This is a genomic window from Fibrobacter sp. UWR2 (assembly GCF_002210285.1).
GTDB lineage: Bacteria > Fibrobacterota > Fibrobacteria > Fibrobacterales > Fibrobacteraceae > Fibrobacter.
The window spans coordinates 221,641-239,041 of sequence record NZ_MWQE01000002.1; the positions used below are offsets into that span (position 1 = coordinate 221,641).

Genomic DNA, 17,401 nt, shown 5'->3' on the forward strand with positions numbered 1-17,401 from the left:
GACAGAAATCGGCAATCCTTGCAGAACCGAGCAAACTCCGTAAGTTGAAGCGGAGGCTGCGATGGCTGGAACGAAAAATGAAAAGTGCTCAATGGATTTTGTGCCTTTTGATGGTTTAAAAAATTGTTTCGTCAATAGAAATAAAGATAAAATGACGATGAAATGGTTTGACAGGCCGGATCCGACAATCTCGCGCTATATGCCGTATATTACATTTAAAAAATCCGTAAATGACAATTGTTTGTTATTTGTTTCACCTGAAAAATGGACCGATCCTTTTGAAAAAATATATCTACACGCGCATTTATCAGGTTTCCCGAACATTAAAGACTTCATTCCTCCGAAAGTGGCTTGTCTGTGTTTCACGAGACATTTAACCAGAAATTCAGATGCGTTTTGGAAAAGTTTTAAAAAAGATATTAACCAACAACTTGTTAGAGTTGAGTTCTCTTTGAAATCATTGCTTGTACAATTATGTTCAAAATTAAAAAATGTACATATATATGTCTCTGCAATTGATTACTCCCTCGAACAACGAAAAATTAAGCAGCCAAGCCTTTTTCTTCCAAGCATTATTAATCTGAATGATAACAAAAAAATTAACCAAGAAGAATTGTTTATCAAAATGCTCTCATATAAAAGGATGTCATATGAGTATGAGAACGAAATTAGAATATTTCTTGTCCCTAATGGCAACAAGGAAATTCAATTTCAAGATAATGGGGTTTTTAGAATAAAAGAATTTGACTATGCTGCTGCTGTGAAAAAAGTATGGATTGAACCGTTTCCTTCAGGATGGATTACCAAAGCGAAAGCTAAAGAGCAAATGCCATTATTATCTAGTCGGATTAATCGATCTGGTATATATAAAACACAAAAACCTTGCGAGCAAATATTGTTTTCAGATTTAAAAAATGTTGTTTTTGAGGGGGAAAAAGATCATGGTTGAAATTCTAAAAAAAACAATAGCGTTTTTTTATAGCTTTGTCGCGATGGCCTTGGCTGCACCCCACATTTGGGATGGATCCGCAGATGTGTCTTGGTATGAAGACGGAGCCCAAACATATAATCTGACAACTCCAGAGCAATTGGCAGGGCTGGCAAAGTTAGTAAATAACGGAACATCTGATTTTTCCGGAAAAACAATTTCTCTAGGTGCAAACATATTCTTGAATGATACAGTAGGAGCTGGCATTGAAACTTGGTATGAAAATGCGCATAGAAATTGGGTTCCCATTGGAACGATAAATCACCCGTTTAAGGGAGAATTCGACGGACTTGCAGGAAAAAACAACCATAAGATTTATGGGCTTTATATAAAATCAACGTCTTATCATGTGGGGCTTTTCGGTTATACAAGTGTTGCAAAAATCAGCAATATAGACATTTTAATTGGAAATATTTCGTCTGAAGACGACGATGTTGGAACTTGTGTTGGATACGCATTGATGGGATCGATTACAAATGTACATGCCGAAGGAATTAAGGTTAGAGGTGTCGATTATGTGGGAGGACTGACTGGAGATTTTAGTGGAAAAATCAAGAACAGTTCTTTTGTAGGAAATGTGACTGGACGCAATAACATTGGAGGAATTGCTGGCCGAGCTGTCAGACCTATATCAAAATGTTATTCTAGCGGAATTATAGATGGCGAGGGCAATTATGTTGGCGGGATAGCAGGAAGTGCTGCAGGAATAGATTCTGTTTATCATACAGACGGGATTGTGCGTGGGCAACGTTATGTCGGTGGGTTGGTGGGAAATAGCAGTGGGTCTGTTTTGAATTCTTATTCAAAAGGGAATATTCTCGGAACAGGGGAATATGTTGGTGGCTTGGCGGGCTATGTGAACGGAAATGTTTCAAATTCTCATTCGGAAGGTAATGTAGCAGGCTTGGGTAATTATGTTGGTGGATTAGTTGGCTTATTGTATATTTCTTATAGTAATTCTCAATCTGTTTCATGGGATATTGCTAGAGATTCGTATTCAATCGGAAACGTAAAGGGCGAAAATTATGTTGGTGGGCTTATTGGATTAGATTCTGTTTATCGAAACGCCAGGAACGATTATGCGCTAACGAGAAAAATTAATGGCGTGAGTGTTATGGGAACCATAGAGGGGAAAAATTATGTTGGAGGAATTGTGGGCAAAATGAGCTATGGCTATAGTGATAGTTCTTTTTCTTCTAATTTTTATTCAGAAATAGATTCGTGCCATCATGCTAATGGTGAAGTTGTTGGAGTAGGTTACGTTGGCGGTTTGCTGGGTTATACTTATGGTTCTATATCAAATTCATACTCTGAAGGAAATGTGAAGGGACTAAGCAATTATGTAGGAGGGCTTATTGGATATGGAACGGATGTCCAAAAGAGCTATGTGGAGGGTTCCGTAGAGAGCGATTCTAGTTATGTTGGAGGAATTACTGGTTATGCGTCCGGGACAATCGATTCTAGCTCTCATATAGGAGGACCCGTTAAAGGATTTGGTTTTGTTGGAGGCTTAACGGGTTCAGCAAAAACCATTTTAAACAGTTTTTCTGAAGGAAACGTGTTTGGGAGAGGGGATTATGTAGGGGGGCTTGTTGGATTTGTAGAAGGCATTCAGAAAAGTTATGTAAAAGGGGCCGTTGAAAGCGATTCAAGTTATGTGGGCGGACTTGCAGGTTATGTGACAGGGACAAATGATTCTAATTATCATATAGGTGGAAATGTTAGAGGTTTTAGCTATGTTGGCGGATTACTTGGTTATGCAACAAATGGCGTTTTTAATTCTCATTCAGAAGGTAATGTAACGGGATTGGGTAATTATGTTGGCGGATTACTTGGTTATGTCGCAAGCGACGTTTTTAATTCTCATTCAGAAGGTAATGTAACTGGGTTGGGTAATTATGTTGGAGGCTTAATTGGGTTGCACTATTGCCTTTACGAAGGTTTCGAACCACAAACATGGCGTATTGCTCCAAATTCGTATTCTGTTGGAAATGTAAAAGGTGGCGATTATGTCGGGGGACTTATTGGATTAGATTCTGTTTACCGTAATGTCCAAAATACATACACGTTGACAAGATATTTTAATGGAGTAAGCATGCGAGGATCCGTTGAAGGAAATTCATATGTTGGCGGAATTGTGGGCAAAATGAATTTTGGTTATCGATATAGTTCTGCGTCTTCGGACTCTTATTATAAATCAGAAATTGATTCGTGCCATCATACCGATGGTGATGTGGCTGGATTGAATTATATTGGAGGGTTGGCTGGTTATATTAAAGGCCCTGTGTTAAATTCATCTTTTGAAGGGAATGTGAATGGTTTGGGAAATTATGTAGGTGGACTTGTTGGAGTTGGGACTGATATTCGAAAGAGTTATGTGAAAGGTTCTGTTGAAAGTGATTCTAGTTACGTTGGTGGAGTTGCGGGAAAAGCGACAGGAGTTGATTCTGCTTATCATATAGGAGGCGATGTTGGTGGCTTTAGGTATGTTGGTGGATTGGCTGGTTCTACGACTAGCGATGTTTTGAATTCTTATTCTGAAGGAAATGTAAAAGGAAAAGGAAATTATGTAGGTGGACTTGTTGGAGTTGGGACTGATATTCGAAAGAGTTATGTGAAAGGTTCTGTTGAAAGTGATTCTAGTTACGTTGGCGGAGTTGCGGGAAGAGCGACAGGAGTTGATTCCGCTTATCATATAGAAGGCGATGTTAGTGGCTTTAGATATGTTGGTGGATTGGCTGGTTCTACGACTAGTGATGTTTTGAATTCTTATTCTGAAGGAAATGTAAAAGGAAAAGGGAATTATGTAGGTGGGCTTGTCGGATATGGAAAGATCATAAAAAAAAGTCATGCGAAAGGTTCTGTAATCGGGCAAAACAACTATGTTGGAGGAATTACGGGCTATTCGACAGGAACGATTGATGAAGTTCAACAAATAGATGGTAACGTTAGTGGATTGAGCTATGTTGGCGGCTTGGTTGGGTATACGACTGCTAATTTGTCTAATTCAATTGCTGCAGGGAGTGTAACGGGTGTCGGAGATTATGTAGGAGGATTAATTGGGTTGTATTATTCTCGTCATGCAAGCTCTTCTGCACAAACATGGAATGTTGTATCAAATTCAACTTATACAGGAAGCGTAAAGGGGGCTAATTATGTTGGTGGACTTGTTGGATTGGATTCCGTTTATCGCGATGTCGATAATAAAGTCGTTTTAACTAGGAATTTTAAAAGTGTTCATATGCAAGGATCTGTTGAAGGTCTATCCTATGTTGGTGGAATTGTAGGTAAAATGAACTACGGCTATAAGTACGATTCAGATTCGTTAAGTTCATATTATAAGTCAGAAATTGATTCGTGTTATCATATTGATGGGGATGTAATTGGGACAAATTATGTGGGCGGTTTATCAGGATCTATTTACGGATTTTTGTCAAATTCTTATTCTGAAGGAAATGTGAGGGGTGATGGCAATTATGTTGGCGGACTTGTTGGGTATGGAAAATACAAAATAAGAAAAAGCTATGTTGATGGATACGTTGTCGGAAATTCTGATTATGTAGGTGGCTTGGTTGGATATATGGGTGGGCAGGTAAATCACACTGATTATGGTGTTGACTCCTCTTATCATATTGGAGGTAATGTGAGTGGTCGCGATTACATTGGCGGTTTGGTTGGTTATGCGTCTAGTAATGTGTACAAATCTCGTTCTGAAGGAGATGTAAGGGGTACTGGAAAATATGTTGGTGGGCTTGTTGGATTTGGTGAAAATGAAATGAGAGTGCGTTCATGTGATGCTGTGGGCTCTGTTTCAAGTGATTCTAGTTATGTTGGTGGTTTAATTGGCTATACGACAGGAACTATTTATTTATCTAGTCATATAGGAGGAAGTGTAAGTGGACATGATTATGTTGGTGGCTTAACGGGATGCTTAATGAGTGATGTGTCAAATTCTAATTCCGAAGGAGATGTGGTCGCCACAGGAAATTATGTCGGTGGATTAGTTGGGTATATGGCAGGTGATGTATCAGATTCTCACTCAGAGGGGAATGTTTCTGCTATAGGAAATTATGTTGGTGGTTTAGTTGGTATGTATTATCGCGAATGTAAGTCAACTAACCAGTCAATATGGAATATTGCGTCAAATTCACATTCTAGCGGAAATGTAAAAGGTGGTAACTATGTCGGTGGTCTCATTGGATTGGATTCTATTTATTTCTCTTCTAACCAGACATATTATAGCGGAACGTTAACAAGAAAAGTAAACAATGCGGTACTTCAAGGTTCTGTGGAAGGAAAAAAATATGTTGGAGGAATTGTTGGTAAAATGAATTATGGTTACCGGAATTCTTCCTTCTCCTCACCATCTTATTACAAATCAGAACTTAATTCATGCGAGCATACACATGGAGATGTGGTAGGATTGAGTTATGTGGGCGGTTTGGTGGGCTATACTTATGGCTCTATATCGGATTCACATTCAGATGGAAATGTGGTTGGTGACTCTAATTATATCGGTGGTTTAGCAGGAGCTATAGCGGGAAGACTTGTTTTTTCCTACCATACTGGAGAAAAGGTGATTGGACGTGATTTCGTTGGTGGTGTGGCAGGTTCTGCGAACGTGATTCGAAATAGTTATGCGATTATGCCTTTTGTTATGGGACGTAATAATGTTGGAGGTTTGTCTGGATATGCAACCGATTCTGTTTATGCATCATATTTTGAAGGCGACACCGTCATGGGAACTTTTGAAGTTGGCGGTCTTGTTGGAAAAACTCTATCGGCTGTTGTTCGTTCGTATTCAACAACAAATGTCAAAGGTGATGACAATGTAGGTGGACTTGTTGGTAGCGCTGATTGGCATATATCTGATTCATATGCGTTAGGAAATGTTGTTGGTGATATTGACCATTCATCGACTGGTAATGATAATTTGGGGGGACTTGTAGGCTATCAATATGCTGGATCAATAAGCAACTCTATGGCACTCGGTAATGTTTCTGGTACTACCAAATTGGGTGGGCTTGTTGGTCGCTTTGATGGAAAAAGTATATCGAAATCTTATGCAAATGGTGATGTGACTGGCGATTATTATGGAAATCCTGCTGACGAAATGGGCAATTATTATATAGGTGGTTTGGTTGGCTACGCAAAGGGGACCTTTACAGAAACGTATGCAAGTGGGGCTGTGCGGGGAATTAAAGAGGATCCTGTTTATACGGGTTGCATTGTTGGATATGTGAATGGTTCTTTGAGTATCACAAATTCATATTATGATAAAACTAAATGTGATTTGGGTGCAGATGGTGGGGAAAATGCAGCTTCCATTTCTGGGGTCGTTGGAAAAACAACTGCAGAAATGTACAATCAATCTACTTTTGAAAACTGGGATTTTGTTGATACGTGGAAAATGATGAGTCAATCGTATCCTTTTTTACAAATATATGCTAATTCCTTGGTCAATGCTGTCGTGACAACGGAATCGCTAGATGGATTTGTCTATGATGGTCTGCCCAAGACTCCTCAGGTGACAATGGTGAGTCTTTTTGGGGGAATTTTGACGCAAGGAGTTGATTATTCCGTTAATTATGTTAACAATAGCGAATCGGGCTCTGCAAATATAAGTGTATGCGGCCATTACCCATATGGAGGCTGTAAAAATATTCCATTTGAAATCGCCCCCCTTGTGATTGAACCGTCTATCGCCACTATTGAAAATGTTGTTTATACCGGGTATCCCTTGACCCCTAAAGTTTCTGTCAATAATGGCGAAAATATTCTTGCAATAACCGATTACACTGTTGAATACAAAGATAATATAAATGCCGGAAAAGCGATGGCATTCGTACATTTGAAGGGGAATTATAGTGGCTCGGGATCCCAAACATTTACAATAGAAAAAGCAACGCCTGTTATTAATCAAATGCCAATGGCAAGCGATATTCCTGCTGGACAACAACTTGGTTCGTCAGAATTATTAGGGGGTGCCGCTAATGTTGAAGGTGTTTTCATATGGGAAACTCCTCAAATGACGCCTTTATCTGAAAATGACGGCTATGTTGTGGCGTTTGTGCCTATTGATACCGTTGATTATAATTCGGTTGAATTTGTGGTGCCGCTTATTGTCCGTGATGCAGCAAGCGTTGTTGTTCGCGTGAATGGTGCAGTTCTTGATAGCATGGTTGTTATAAAGGGGGGTAGTTACACATTGCCTGTGCTTCCTGATAGCATAGGTTATTCATTTGTAGGATTTTATAATGGTGATTTAAAAGTCGGCGATTCAGGAGACGAAATCATCGTGAATGAAAACACGGTTGTTGAGGCCGTTTATGAGATAAAAACTTTTGTTGTGAGATTTGTAAATAATGACATGGAATTACAATCTGAAGAATTGTCATATGGAACGCTCCCTACATATAAGGGTAGTGAACCTGTAAAGATGGCAACGGCGCAATATACCTACATATTCAAAGGTTGGGATCCTGCTATTTCATCTGTTGCAGAACCTGCGATTTATATGGCTGTATTTGATAGCGTCGTAAATAAGTATGAAGTACTTTTCAAGGATTACGATGGCTCAATTTTGAAAGATGCTGTTCAATATGATTATGGAACATCTTCGGCAAGTATTGTTAAACCGATAAATCCGACAAGACAAGAAACAGCAAAATACACCTACACATTTAAGAGATGGAACCCAACTCTTGCAGATGTAACGGGAAATACCGTTTACACCGCCGAATATGACAGCACTATTCGAGATTATCAGGTTGTCTTTGTCAATGGCAATGAAGAACTTCAATCGGAAACTGTTGCATATGGAGAAATTCCTACGTATAATGGCGTAGAACCATCTAAACCGGAAACAGCTCAGCATGCTTACATATTCAAGGACTGGGCTCCTGTAATTACGCCGGTGACGGGTAATGTGACCTATACCGCTGTTTATGATTCCATTATTAATAAGTATGACGTGATGTTTATGGATTATAAGGGAATGGTGCTATCACATTCGACTTATGCTTATGGTACGGATGCTTCGCAGATTGCGAAACCCGACAACCCAAAGAGAGATACGACTGCTAAGTATATTTACACGTTTAAGGGATGGACTCCGTCGGTTACATCGGTAACGGATAATGCTACCTACACAGCCGTGTTCGACAGCACGCTTAGAAAATATAGCGTATCCTTTGTATCAGACGGGTCCGTTTTGGAAACAGTCGATGTTGTTTACGGAGAAACTCCCAAATATTCAGGTGAAACGCCTACAAAGCCTTCGAGTAAATCCTATTCTTATGAATTTGCTGGATGGTCACCGAAACTTGGTCCGGTCGAAAAAGATTTGATATACACTGCGGTTTTCGATAGCACTGTGATAACTGGGATTGCTGATGTGCACTTTGCCAATCAGGGACTGTCTGTGAAGGCCGTGAATCGAAACATCCAAATTTCGACTGCGACAATCGGTTCTGCATACGTGATTTTTGATATGCAGGGGCGGGTGCTGCGAAAAGGACGTGTTGATTCGGTAAACTTTAATATTGTGATGCCGATTGCGGGTAATTACTTGGTAAAGATCGGAAATCAGTTGCGGCATATCAGCGTAAAATAACTGATTTTAGCAAAAAACGCCCCTGCTCAGAGCTACTTGAGCGGGGGCGCAATCGTTCCCAAAGAGACACAAGGAGGGAATTGGATTTTTGCTTCAACCAGACAAGTCCGGGTCCAAAAGCTATGGCAACAATTGGAATTAGACTTGTCTAACTAAAAGTTAGATAAATCTAACTGCAAAAACAAGGGCAAAAACGCTAAAATAGTGTAAATTTTCCGTTTCAAAGTTAGATTTGTCTAAAAAAGTATGGCTCTTGTAATATTTTTAGCCTTGCCTAATTAGTTTTATTAAACTATATTAGCCTCGTCTAAATAAGGCTGGTTGATATGGACCATACAAAACTGACTCAAAGCTTAGAAGACTACTTGGAAATGGTGCACATGCTGCGCCTGGCGAACGGGCTTGCCCGCGTCAAGGATATTGCCGCGGCTCTCGGCGTGAAAATGCCGTCGGTTGCAAAGGCCATGGTGGAACTCAAGAAGATGGGCCTTGTGAGGCAGGAACCTTACAGCGGCGTGGAACTCACCGAAGAGGGCGAACGCGTTGCCGCCATGATTTTAAACCGTCATATTCTTCTGAAGGGTTTCCTGATTAAGTTAGGCGTGTCCGAAGCGATTGCCGACAAGGATGCTTGCAGCATGGAGCACATTCTTTCGGCAGAAACTCTCGGTAAGATTGAAGATTTTGTGAAGCCGACGGACGCGATTTCGTCGGCTAAAAAATTAAAACCCGCCGCGAAAAACGGCAAAAAAGCAGGTGAATAGTAACATGAGCTGTAATTGTGGTTGCGGCGGCAAGTCGCATACGAAAAAATGGAGTACCGAGCCCAAGTTCTCGGAACTCAAGAAGGGCGACAAGGTAGAGATCGTCGGTTATAACGAGGGCGATTCTGCTTATAAGTCCAAGTTGCTTTCGATGGGCCTTGTGCGTGGCGTGCAGATTGAAGTCTTGCAGGCGGCCCCGCTTGGCGACCCGATTGAAGTGGCGGTGCTTTCTTATAGACTCTCGCTCCGCAAAGAAGAAGCCAACGTTCTCAAGCTGAGGAGGGTATAATGGCTGCCAGAAAACTTTTGACGATTGCAATTGCCGGTAACCCGAACTGCGGTAAGACGGCTCTCTTTAACGCGCTTACGGGTGCACGCCAGCATGTGGGTAACTGGCCCGGCGTGACGGTCGAAAAGAAGGAAGGTTACTTTGAACTGGGCGACCGCCAGATTCGCCTGGTGGACCTTCCGGGTACTTACGCTTTGTTCGCAAATGCCGAAGACGAACGCGCTGCTGTCGACTACTTGCTTAGCCGCGAAGCGAGCCTGATTATTAACATTGTCGATGCGACGAACCTGGAACGCAACCTGTTCCTTACGAGCCAGCTTGCCGACATGAAGATTCCGATGGTGATTGCCGTCAACATGATGGACATTGCCGAAAATCGCGGAATTCAGCTGGACCTCGACGAACTTTCTGATTTCTACGGTGTGCCGTGCATTCCGCTTTCTGCCGTGAGCGAAAAGAGCGTCACTAACTTTATTAGCCAGATGGGCCACGTGCTTGCCAGCCCGATGCCGCTCCCGAAGCAGATGGTTTACGGCGACAAGGTCGAAGAAGCCGTAAAGGTGTTGGAGCCGAAGGTGGCTCCGGTCGCAGAACTTTTGTCGGCCGATGCCCGCTGGGTTTCGCTCATGTACTTGGGCAACGAGAAGAGCTATGCGGATAAGTTTGCCGAAGCGGGCGTGAAGCTTGACAAGGCTGAAGTCGTGAAGATTCTGGGCGAAGAGCCGGAATTCGCGATGGCCGAAAACCGCTACTCCATTTCGCACGAGGTGGCGGGCAAGGCGATTGTTTCTGCGCGCGCCAAGAAGACTTTCTCCGACAAGCTTGACGCAGTTCTTTTGAACCGCTGGGCTGCACTCCCGATTTTCCTGGTCATCATGTATCTGGTGTTCTGGATTGCGGTGACGATCGGTTCTGCGTTCATTGATTTCTTTGACGTGCTGTTCGGTGCAATTTTCGTGGATGGCCTCGGCTACCTGCTGGGCGATGTACTCGGCTGCCCCTCCTTTGTCACGGCAATTCTCGCCGACGGTATCGGTGCCGGTATCCAGACGGTTTCGACCTTCATCCCGGTTATCTTCTTCATGTTCCTTTGCCTTTCGTTCTTGGAAGACTCGGGTTACATGGCCCGCGCGGCCTTTGTTGCGGACCGTTTCATGAGATTCCTCGGGCTCCCGGGTCGTGCCTTCGTGCCGATGATGGTGGGCTTCGGCTGCGGTGTGCCGGGCATTATGGGCTCTCGCGTGCTGGAATCCAAGCGTGAACGCTTCCTCACCATCTTCCTGGTGCCGTTCATGAGTTGCGGCGCTCGCCTTCCGGTGTATGCGCTGTTTGCGGCGGCATTCTTTGGCAAGATGGCGGGCACGGTCGTGTTCCTGCTTTACCTCGCTGGCGTTCTGTTCGCCGTTGCCTACGGTCTCTTCTTGAAGAAGTCCCTATTCCAGGGGCAGGCCAGCAACTTTGTGATGGAACTTCCGCCGTATCATTTGCCCAAGGTCAAGTCCTTGATGATCCACTGCTGGCAGCGCCTGCGCGACTACATCTGGCGCGCCGGTAAGGTGATTACGCTTGCGGTTGCTGTTCTCGGCTTCCTCAATAGTTTTGGTATTGTCGAAAAGATGTATGTCGATGTGAACGGTACCGAGACTGAAATCGTCAAGTCTGAAGATGGCTACCAGATGGTCAAGGAAAACGAGGAAGGCGAAGCTGAAAATGTCGCTCTCCCTGAAGGATTCGTGGTTGATGAAACTAAGGTGGTGAAGGCTAATGAATTCACTGCCGGTAACGGTGACTCCGAAAACAGCTTGCTTTCTACCATCGGTAAGGCGATTACGCCGGTATTCGAACCCTTCGGCGTCGAAAAGGAAAACTGGCCGGCCTCTGTGTCTCTGTTCACGGGCCTTTTGGCCAAGGAAGCCGTTATCGGTACCATGAACTCGCTGTATTCCATGGTGGGGGAAAATGCCGAGGCTCCTGCAGATGGCAAGGCCGCGGAACCCGTTGAAGAACCGAAGGCTGAAGAACCTGCACCGGAACAAGTTGCAGTTGCGGACTCTGCTGCTACAGATAGCGTGAAGGCTGATTCGACTTTTGCCGCTGCTGATTCCGCTGCAATTGCCGATAGTGCCGCAGCACCTGCTGAATCCGCAGAAGTTGTTGCCGAAGCCGCTCCTGCCGAGGCTCCCGCAGAAGAAGCCGCCGCGGAACCTGCTGCAGAAGAAAAGCCGCTTATCGCCGGTGTGGATGAATGCCCCGCCGAAGAAGAGGAAGAAGGTGGCGCACCCGATATCAAGGGCGCTGTGCTCGAAGCTCTCGGCTCGATTCCTGCTAACCTCGCCGAAGTCTTCGGCTCGCTCACCGACCCGCTCGGAACCACCGGCGAATTGGAAGGCCAGGAAGCCGCTGAACTCAAGAAGGAAACTCTTGACAAGATTACCGATGCCAAGGTGCTGACCTGCGAAGAATTCGCTGCCATCGAAACCTTCGGCGAAGAAGAAGAGGATGAAAAGACCCGCGAAGCCGTGTTTGCTAAGCTCGCTGCCGCAGGCCTCGAACTCTCCGAAGACGAAATGGGCGCTCTCGAAGAAGGCGACCTTTCCGAAACCGCCGACATCTATGCGAACCTCCGCTCTTACTTCCACAATCCGGACAAGAACGGTAACCCGGTGGATGGCTTTAACTGGCAGGTGTTTGCGTTCCTCATCTTTATCTTGCTTTATGTGCCGTGCCTTGCCGCCATGGGCGTGGTTGCCCGTGAAATCGGCCTCGGTCTCGCTGTGCTCATGGCGACCGTGCAGACGCTCCTTGCCTGGGCAATTGCCGTGCTCCTCTACCAGGTCCCCGTTGGCGGAAACATGACATGGATTGTCGCCGCCATAGTGGTGCTCGTGGGTACGGGAATCTTCCTCAAGCTCTTCGGCATGAAGGCGAATAAAGAAAAGCGCTTCGAAGACTAACGTTTGGAATCAAGAATAGGGCTGGTGGGCCCAAAACCTGCCAGCCCTTCATTAAAAAGTTTAAGTTAGATTGGTCTAACAAACAAATTAACAAAAAAAACTTGGCACGCATTTTGCAACAACAGCATGTAGAAGGCGATTGCCGAGCGTTTTTGTAGCACTATATGTAAAAACTTGACGGAGTGTTACAGAAACGGGAAAATAGTCCGTCATAGGAGAGAAATATGAAGAACCGTTTGTCATCTAACCTTTTGTTCGGCCTTGCTGCCGCCACCGTGTTTGCGATGCCGGCGTTCGCTCAGGATGTTGCCCCTGCTGCTGAAGCACCCGCGGCAACTCCCGCTGCTGAAGCTCCTGCCCAAGCTGCCCCGGCCCCTGCACAGGATGCCCTTGCTGCAGCACCTGCAGAACAGGCTGCTCCAGCTCCCGCCGCAGAACAGGCAAAGGCCGAAGAACCGGCTTCCGCTGAAGAAAAGGCTCCTGCCGAAAACACGAACCCCGGTGAAGTTGCTGCCGCTGCAGGTAACGCTCTCGATATGCTCAAGGCGAGCATGAGTGAAGCAACTTCTGCCGCCAACATGGAAGTCAAGTTCTCTGGCGAAGTCGAATTCGATGCCTATACGGGCGACGTTTTGAACGATGACGACCTGAACCATGAATACGCATCTACGTTTGACCTGAATGTGGAAGTGAAGTTCAACGAAAAGTGGTCTGCATTCGTGGGCCTCGAAGCCGATGGCGAGACGGATAGCCCCGCTGCTGTCTATAACGGCGCCTACGTTCAGTACCAGCCGGCCGATTTCTTCGCCGTCAAGCTGGGTGACCTGACCTTCTCGGAAGGTGCGTTCAATGCCTACTACGGCTACGATGATCCGGCCGACAATGCTGCGGGCATGAAGGAACACGATATTCGCGGTCTTGAAATTGACTTGGCGGGCCTCGTGCTCGGTTTCGGTTTTGGTCGTGGCGATAACGACTTTGCCGATGACGAAGGCGCAAAGGTCTACGACATTCACGCTGCCTACGATTTCGATATCGCCGGTCAGCACCTGCGTCCGTTCGTTGACTACAAGAGCTTCCAGACGGCTCAGCACAACGAATTCCATGCCGGTGTCGAGGCGGGCCTGAATATCGGTGGCTTTGGCTTTAGGGCCGTGTACGGCTTCCATGCCGATTACCTGGGTGACGACGGCGACGTGGTCGATGGTCAGGACTGGACTTCTACTGCCCACGCCTTCTTGGTCGAGCCGACTTTTGAAGTGGGTATGTTCGATATCAAGACGACCGCCTTCTATGCCATTGTCGATAGGGGCGATGCCGACGAAGATGCGAGCGACCTTGATAACGGCGAAATTCCGGAATACTTCTTCGTGTATGCCGAACCCGCCTTCAAGCTTGCTGAATTCATCAAGCTCGGCATTCCTGTAGAATATCACACCAATACAATGGATGATGACGATGATTCCGCCGCTACGTTCGATGTCGGTGCCCGCGCCTACATTACACCGGTGGAAAACCTCGAAATCACGGCCTTCGGCATGGTGGATATTCCCGTGCAGGATAACGAGGACGATACCGCACTGCGCTTCGGTCTCGAAACCGTATTCAGCTTCTAATTACTTCATAGAATGCTCAAAAAGGGGCTGCGGCAATTGCCGCGGCCCTTTTTGATATGCTTTTCAAGGTTTAGCCTTTACTAATTAGCCGAGGCTTTCTAAATTTAGCGTTGACTAATATATAAGGTGTGTTTTTCGTCTAATCGGAGCCGTCCTATGGAACAAGTAAAGTTAAGCCAGAGCCTTGAAGACTACTTGGAAATGGTGCACATGCTGCGCCTTGCGAACGGGATTGCCCGTGTCCGCGACATTGCGGCGGCGCTCAAGGTCAAGATGCCGTCGGTTGCCAAGGCGGTGATTGAACTCAAGAAACTGGGACTTGTGACGCAGGAACCCTACAGCGGCATTGAACTCACCTCTGAAGGCGCTCTTGTCGCGTCCCAGATTCTGAACCGTCATATTTTGCTGAAGGGTTTCCTGATCAAGCTCGGCGTGTCTGAGGCGATTGCCGACAAGGACGCCTGCTGCATGGAGCACATTCTTTCGGCGGAGACGCTCGAAAAAATCGAGGAGTTTGTGAACACGCCCAGTGAACCGTCGAAAAAGTCGAACGCCGCTAAATCTAAGAAAAAGTAAATCGTTGGTGTATGAATAACGAACCGAAGTTTTCGGAACTAAAAAAAGGCGACAAGGCCGAAATTATTGGATACAACACGGGTGATTCTCAGTACAAGTCCAAGCTTTTATCGATGGGGCTTGTGCGCGGCGTGGTGCTGCAGGTTTTGCAGGTGGCACCGCTCGGCGACCCGGTCGAGGTGAGCGTGCTTTCGTACAGGCTTTCGCTCCGTAAACAAGAAGCCAACGTGCTCAAGTTGAGGAGAGTCTGATGCCTATCGAGAAAGAAGTTTTCACGATTGCGATTGCGGGCAACCCGAACTGCGGAAAGACGGCGCTCTTTAACTCGCTTACTGGCTCGAACCAGATTGTGGGCAACTGGCCTGGCGTGACTGTCGAAAAGAAGGAAGGCCAGTTTAAGCTCGACAACCACACGATTCGCGTGGTGGACTTGCCGGGTATTTATGCACTGTTTGCAAACTCCGAAGACGAGCGTGCCGCTCTCGATTACCTGCTCAAGGGCGAAGCAGACCTGGTCGTGAATATCTTGGATGCCACGAACCTGGAACGCAACCTGTTCCTCACGAGCCAGCTGATGGAAAAGGGCGTGCCGATGGTCTTGGCGGTGAACATGATGGACATCGCGGCGAGCCGCGGCATCCATGTGGACCTGCACAAGCTCGAAGAAATCCTCGGCGTGACGGCGATTGGCCTCACGGCGGTTTCGCCCAAGAGCTGCGAAGGCTTCGTGAACGACTTGCACAAGCTGCTGCACAATAGCCGCGAACTCCCGCTCCCGAAGGCGGTCAAGCATTCCGAAGTCCTGGAAAAACTGATTGAAGAAATTGCGGTGCCGCTCAAGCCCGTAGCCGATAAGCTTGGCGCAAGCCCGCGCTGGACTGCGGTGCAGTATTTGGAGCATAGCGGGCGAGTACTGGAACTTGCCGACGAACTCGGTGTCGAAATTCCGCACGACAAGATTGAAGAAGACTTGGGCGAAGAGGTGGAATTCGCGCTGGCCGATTCCCGCTATTCCTACGCCCGCGACATCGCGAAGGCGGTCATCCGCGACAATACTACCAAGCGCACGCGAACTGACAAGCTCGACAAACTATTCCTCAACCGCATCCTGGGAATCCCGCTTTTCCTTGTCGCCATGTATCTGGTGTTCTGGTTTGCGGTGAAAGTCGGCAGCGCGTTTATCGACTTCTTCGACATTTTGTTCGGTGGAATTTTCGTGGACGGCATGACTGAACTCTTGACTAAGATTGGCGCTCCGGGCGTTGTCGTGGCGCTCTTGGCGAACGGCATCGGTACGGGCATCCAGACGGTATCGACGTTCATTCCGGTCATCTTCTTCATGTTCCTTTGCCTTTCGTTCCTCGAGGATTCTGGCTACATGTCGCGTGCGGCGTTCGTGGCGGATCGATTTATGCGGTTCCTCGGGCTCCCGGGCAAGGCGTTCGTGCCGATGATTGTAGGCTTCGGCTGCTCGGTGCCGGCGCTCATGGGCACGCGTACGCTCGAAAACAAGCGCGAAAGGTTCCTTACTTTGTTCCTGGTGCCGTTCATGAGCTGCGGCGCGCGCCTTCCGGTGTATGCGCTATTTGGTGCGGCGTTCTTCGGCGAAAGCGCAGGGACGCTCGTGTTCGGAATTTACCTGACGGGCATCGTGATTGCGTTGATTTACGGCCTGCTCTTGCGCCATACGGTTTTCATGGGCAAGGAATCAACGTTTATCATGGAACTGCCGCCTTACCATTTGCCCAAGGTGCGCAACCTTTTCCGCCACGCATGGCTCCGCCTCAAGGAATTCGTTTTCCGTGCGGGCAAGGTCGTGCTCATCATGGTGACGGTGCTTGGCTTTATGGGCTCCGTCGGTACTGACGGAAGTTTCGGCAACGACAATAACGAAAAGTCGGTGCTGAGTGCCGTGGGGACGGTGATTACGCCGGTGTTCGAACCCTTCGGTGTCGAACGCGACAACTGGCCTGCATCTGTCGCGCTCTTTACGGGGCTCTTCGCGAAAGAAGCGATTGTCGGAACGCTCAATTCGCTGTATGCGATTGAAGGCACGGGTGGTGCAAACGCTGCAGAAAAGGCGGGGGAGGCCGGCGCGCTTACTACTGCCGACGCGGCCCCGGAAGAAACTGCCGCGGACGAGGGCTTTAGCCTGAAATCTACGGTGAAAGATGCTCTCGTGAGCGTCCCGGCTAACCTGGTAGAAGTCTTTACGTCCATCGCGAACCCGCTGGGCGTCAAGGATGCTATCGAAGAGAGCGAAGGTGCTGAAAACGAAGGGGCGTACAAGACGATGCAGGCGCATTTCAACCTCGGGCGTTTCCAGGTGCTGGCCTACCTGTTATTTATATTGCTCTATGTGCCGTGCCTTGCTGCCATGGGAACCGCCTTCCGCGAGCTTGGGCGCTTCTACGGAACGCTCATGATGGTGTTCCAGACGGTTATCGGCTGGAGCCTCTCGGTGCTGTTCTTCCAGGTGACCTGCGGACATTCTACCGCATGGATCGTCACCTCGGTAGCGCTCCTCGCCGGTGTGGTCGTGAGCCTCGTGTTTATCGGTCGTGACCAGCGCAAAAAGAAGGTCTTCGAGTAGATTTTT

The 17,401-nt window shown here is 46.9% G+C and carries 9 protein-coding genes; all 9 read left to right on the plus strand.

The window, feature by feature from the left end:
* The first annotated feature begins 61 nt into the window (after positions 1-61).
* The 9 genes from B7994_RS05130 (at position 62) to feoB (B7994_RS05170) (ending at position 17,395) form a co-directional block, all read left to right on the plus strand.
* Positions 62-949 (plus strand): DUF2971 domain-containing protein, encoded by an 888-nt coding sequence (locus tag B7994_RS05130; RefSeq protein WP_144063760.1) that lies wholly within the window; start codon positions 62-64, stop codon positions 947-949.
* Complete coding sequence (locus B7994_RS13885; RefSeq protein WP_158213079.1) at positions 942-8,603, plus strand: GLUG motif-containing protein; 7,662 nt, start codon at positions 942-944, stop codon at positions 8,601-8,603. Before B7994_RS05130 ends, B7994_RS13885 begins: the two co-directional genes overlap by 8 nt.
* 326 nt (positions 8,604-8,929) lie before the next feature.
* Complete coding sequence (locus tag B7994_RS05140; protein ID WP_088637398.1) at positions 8,930-9,367, plus strand: metal-dependent transcriptional regulator; 438 nt, start codon at positions 8,930-8,932, stop codon at positions 9,365-9,367.
* Positions 9,368-9,371: 4 nt separating this feature from the next.
* Positions 9,372-9,656 carry a FeoA family protein gene (locus B7994_RS05145; protein WP_088637399.1) on the plus strand — a complete coding sequence of 95 codons (285 nt, stop codon included), beginning with the start codon at positions 9,372-9,374 and terminating at the stop codon, positions 9,654-9,656.
* A complete protein-coding gene (feoB, locus tag B7994_RS05150; protein WP_088637400.1) occupies positions 9,656-12,610 on the plus strand; it encodes a ferrous iron transport protein B in 2,955 nt (984 codons plus the stop codon). Before B7994_RS05145 ends, feoB (B7994_RS05150) begins: the two co-directional genes overlap by 1 nt.
* A 224-nt stretch (positions 12,611-12,834) precedes the next feature.
* Entirely contained in the window at positions 12,835-14,226 is a 1,392-nt protein-coding gene (locus B7994_RS14155; protein WP_088637401.1) for a hypothetical protein, read from the plus strand.
* Positions 14,227-14,382: 156 nt separating this feature from the next.
* On the plus strand, positions 14,383-14,802 hold the full coding sequence (locus B7994_RS05160; protein ID WP_088637402.1) for a metal-dependent transcriptional regulator: 420 nt from the start codon (positions 14,383-14,385) through the stop codon (positions 14,800-14,802).
* An 11-nt stretch (positions 14,803-14,813) separates the two neighbouring features.
* Entirely contained in the window at positions 14,814-15,053 is a 240-nt protein-coding gene (locus B7994_RS05165) for a FeoA family protein (RefSeq protein ID WP_072799394.1), read from the plus strand.
* Positions 15,053-17,395, plus strand: a complete 2,343-nt coding sequence (feoB, locus tag B7994_RS05170; protein ID WP_088637403.1) for a Fe(2+) transporter permease subunit FeoB — start codon at positions 15,053-15,055, stop codon at positions 17,393-17,395. The genes B7994_RS05165 and feoB (B7994_RS05170) overlap by 1 nt, the downstream gene beginning before the upstream one ends.
* Positions 17,396-17,401 lie beyond the last annotated feature (6 nt).

What these genes read in the sequence shown, in the direction of transcription:
- B7994_RS05160 (WP_088637402.1), top strand. Translation starts at nt 14,383, where the DNA reads ATGGAACAAGTAAAGTTAAGCCAGAGCCTTGAAGACTACTTGGAAATG.
- B7994_RS05165 (WP_072799394.1), top strand. Translation starts at nt 14,814, where the DNA reads ATGAATAACGAACCGAAGTTTTCGGAACTAAAAAAAGGCGACAAGGCC.
- B7994_RS05145 (WP_088637399.1), top strand. Translation starts at nt 9,372, where the DNA reads ATGAGCTGTAATTGTGGTTGCGGCGGCAAGTCGCATACGAAAAAATGG.
- feoB (WP_088637400.1), top strand. Translation starts at nt 9,656, where the DNA reads ATGGCTGCCAGAAAACTTTTGACGATTGCAATTGCCGGTAACCCGAAC.
- B7994_RS05130 (WP_144063760.1), top strand. Translation starts at nt 62, where the DNA reads ATGGCTGGAACGAAAAATGAAAAGTGCTCAATGGATTTTGTGCCTTTT.
- B7994_RS13885 (WP_158213079.1), top strand. Translation starts at nt 942, where the DNA reads ATGGTTGAAATTCTAAAAAAAACAATAGCGTTTTTTTATAGCTTTGTC.
- B7994_RS05140 (WP_088637398.1), top strand. Translation starts at nt 8,930, where the DNA reads ATGGACCATACAAAACTGACTCAAAGCTTAGAAGACTACTTGGAAATG.
- B7994_RS14155 (WP_088637401.1), top strand. Translation starts at nt 12,835, where the DNA reads ATGAAGAACCGTTTGTCATCTAACCTTTTGTTCGGCCTTGCTGCCGCC.
- feoB (WP_088637403.1), top strand. Translation starts at nt 15,053, where the DNA reads ATGCCTATCGAGAAAGAAGTTTTCACGATTGCGATTGCGGGCAACCCG.